We start from the raw sequence: 2,808 nt of genomic DNA, 5'->3' as shown, positions 1-2,808 counted from the left end.
TTAAATACCCCATTGATTGTGAATTGGTTTGAACTTGTCAAGGTATGTTCGTTTCCATCCACATCTTCAACCGTATATGTATCTCCCTCTATACGGTAAATCATTAAGCCCGTATCGGTCTTTTTCTCAGTAGTCAAAATGTCCATCCAATGGTCAAACGTTGCATCTTGAACTAAGAAGGTGGGATGCGCTGTATTCACTTCTTCAGGTTCACTAATCGATACTTTAAGCAAAATATAGACGGGTGAAATCATGGCAATGGCAAATAAGATTAAAGTGGCATATATCCCCCATGTTTGAAAACGTTTTCGATTCATCGTTTACTTCACCTCTTTCAAGTTCTTTCTCTCAACAATTAAGATATAGCTAATGATAAATATCACAATGATCACCAATAAAATGGTTGCTGCAGCTCCTGAGACCCCATAATTACTGTGGCGAAATGCCTCATAGGAAAATGTCGAGAGCACGGGAGTATTATTACCTGCCATGACAAGAGGCAATTCAAAAATGCGGAATGAATCAATAGCGCGTAAAATAATGGCCATGGTAATAGACGGTTTCAGTAATGGCAAGGTTATTGACCAGAAGGTATGCCATGAATTTGCCCCATCAATAGCAGAAGCCTCGTATACATCTTTTGGTATCGATTGCAGTCCAGCTAATAATAATAGAATAGTTAAAGGTAAGACCTTCCACATATCTGCGAAAATAATGACAAATAAAGTATTGATTCCTCCTCCAAGCCAAAATGGCTGAGTGTCTACGATACCTAACCGAAACAGGAATTCATTAAAGTAGCCTGTCTGGCCAAATATAAAGAGCAGTGTAACACCTGAAACCAAGGTCGGGATCCCCATAGGGATTAGCATCATTGTTCGGAAGAACCCTTTCCCTTTAAATTCTTTATTCATAAGAAGAGCAATCAATAATGCAATACTAATTTGCAAGATGATCCCTACGATGGTAATAAAAAGGGTGTTGAATAATGCGGTATTAAAATTGATATCTGTAAAAATTTCTTGATAATTCTCTAGTGTCCATGCTCCTGAACCGTCATTTCTAAAGCTCATGGTGATCGTGTTAATAATCGGTGTTAAAGTAAAATAAAAAATGTAGAGGATTAAAGGTAAAATCATTCCTGTCTCTAACTTGTACTTTTTCATCAATGAGAACAAGCGTTTCGGAGTGAACTTGGATTTACTAAGACGATTCGCTTTCATTTCCATTATTATACAAACCTCCTTATGTTTGTCTAGTTCGATAATTTAAAGATAATGAGAACTTTTCGTTAATGACTAAAGCCCCCGCTCCAAGAACAACCGCTTCTTCAATCTTGGATTTCACTATAGGAATTCCTTTTCCACTCTTCCCCATCACTCTTGATTCAATTGTTGAGTGAATTTTATCAAAGGCATGAGTGTTTACCTTGCGAAATTCACCACCAATAATGACTTTTTGAGGGGCAAACAAATTAATCAGGTTGGAAATTGCTATTCCTAAGTATTGAGTTGCTTGATCCAGGACTTGTTGAGCTATCATGGAACCGTCATTAGCTTCTTTAATAATGTCTTCAAAAGGTGTTATGGTTTGATCACTTTGGCTCGATCCTGTTTTGTGATTGAGCATTTTTTTATAATTCTTCTCAATAGCTGGCAATGAAGATAACGTTTCTAAGCATCCATAATTTCCACAGTGACAAAGCTCACCTGGAAAATTAATGCTCATATGTCCTAGCTCACCAGATTCTCCGTTTAATCCTCTGTAAAGAGAGTCATTAATCATTAACCCACAGCCAATCCCTATGTCTGCCAATACATAAGAAAAATTATTAATTCCTACCCCATCCCCGAACCACTTTTCTGCTAGAGTGGCAGCATTCGCATCATTATCAAGCGTGACCGGTAATTGAATAGCTTCTTCCAATAAGCTTTTTAGAGGTATACTTTTTTCTTGATAAAAATTAGGCGGGGATACATTATGATCCACTGTTTCATTGAGAGGACCCGGCATCCCTACTCCTGCACCAAGAATTCGATCCTTTGCAATATTTGACTCTTCCATTACCTCCTCTACAGCTTCCTTTACAAACTCTATAACCTGGTCGATACTTTCAGTTCCATGAGTTACTTTCATTCTGAATGAAAGTAAGTATCCATTTAAATTAATTAGTGCGGCCTTAATAGCCGACCGTCCTAATTCAATCCCTAACGCATAATAACAATTTTCATTAAACTCAAGCTTTGTCGGACGTCTTCCTCCACTCGAAATCCCTTGCTTGCCTTCTTTCAGCAAATTTGATTTCATCAGCTTGTTCGTAATGCGTGTAACCGTTGGTTGTGGTATTTCCAACCTTTCACTGATCTCTACACGCGACAGCGCTTCTTGTTCCCGTATTAAATTTAATATTTGCCTTGAATTATAATCCATTGTCAATTCCATAAAAGATCCCTCGTTTTTGAAAACGTATTCATTTAAGTTGACTTCATTATATGATAACGCCAACTTATTTTCAACATGAAATTAAGTATTTTCTAATTATTCTTTAAAAAGTCCTTCTCCCCCTAAAAATTATTTCAAACCAAACATATAGAAAACGAACTAGACGAGTATAATATTGACTAGATTAAATATACTCGGTCACTTGGTAATTAATGTTTAAAAAATTACACATATACAAAGCCTGGTTTTTTGCTTTCATCAGCAAAAACCAGGCTTTCTTCAATTTCACACAATTCACTTCAACTAGATAAATATATTCTATGCTGCCTGCTCCTCTTCATCTTCCAATTTCTCAAGATGCATAAG

The 2,808-nt window shown here is 36.7% G+C and carries 2 protein-coding genes and 1 pseudogene; all 3 read right to left on the bottom strand.

The genetic code is table 11. The annotated features are described in order from the left end of the window. Window positions 1-317: pseudogene (locus tag LD39_RS15725) on the bottom strand (hypothetical protein); the annotation flags it as partial. Between the two features lie 3 nt (window positions 318-320). Beyond that, window positions 321-1,229 (bottom strand): carbohydrate ABC transporter permease, encoded by a 909-nt coding sequence (locus LD39_RS15720; RefSeq protein ID WP_231572593.1) that lies wholly within the window; start codon window positions 1,227-1,229, stop codon window positions 321-323. 16 nt (window positions 1,230-1,245) lie between these two features. Then, window positions 1,246-2,442 (bottom strand): ROK family transcriptional regulator, encoded by a 1,197-nt coding sequence (locus LD39_RS15715; RefSeq protein WP_035549405.1) that lies wholly within the window; start codon window positions 2,440-2,442, stop codon window positions 1,246-1,248. Between the last annotated feature and the right edge of the window lie 366 nt (window positions 2,443-2,808).

Source organism: Halobacillus sp. BBL2006, assembly GCF_000786645.1.
Taxonomy (GTDB): domain Bacteria; phylum Bacillota; class Bacilli; order Bacillales; family Halobacillaceae; genus Halobacillus.
This window is presented reverse-complemented; position numbering and strand designations above follow the sequence as displayed.

Bases quoted from the DNA above. Each gene is read 5' to 3' on its own strand.
- LD39_RS15715 (WP_035549405.1), bottom strand. From the start codon at position 2,442: ATGGAATTGACAATGGATTATAATTCAAGGCAAATATTAAATTTAATA.
- LD39_RS15720 (WP_231572593.1), bottom strand. From the start codon at position 1,229: ATGGAAATGAAAGCGAATCGTCTTAGTAAATCCAAGTTCACTCCGAAA.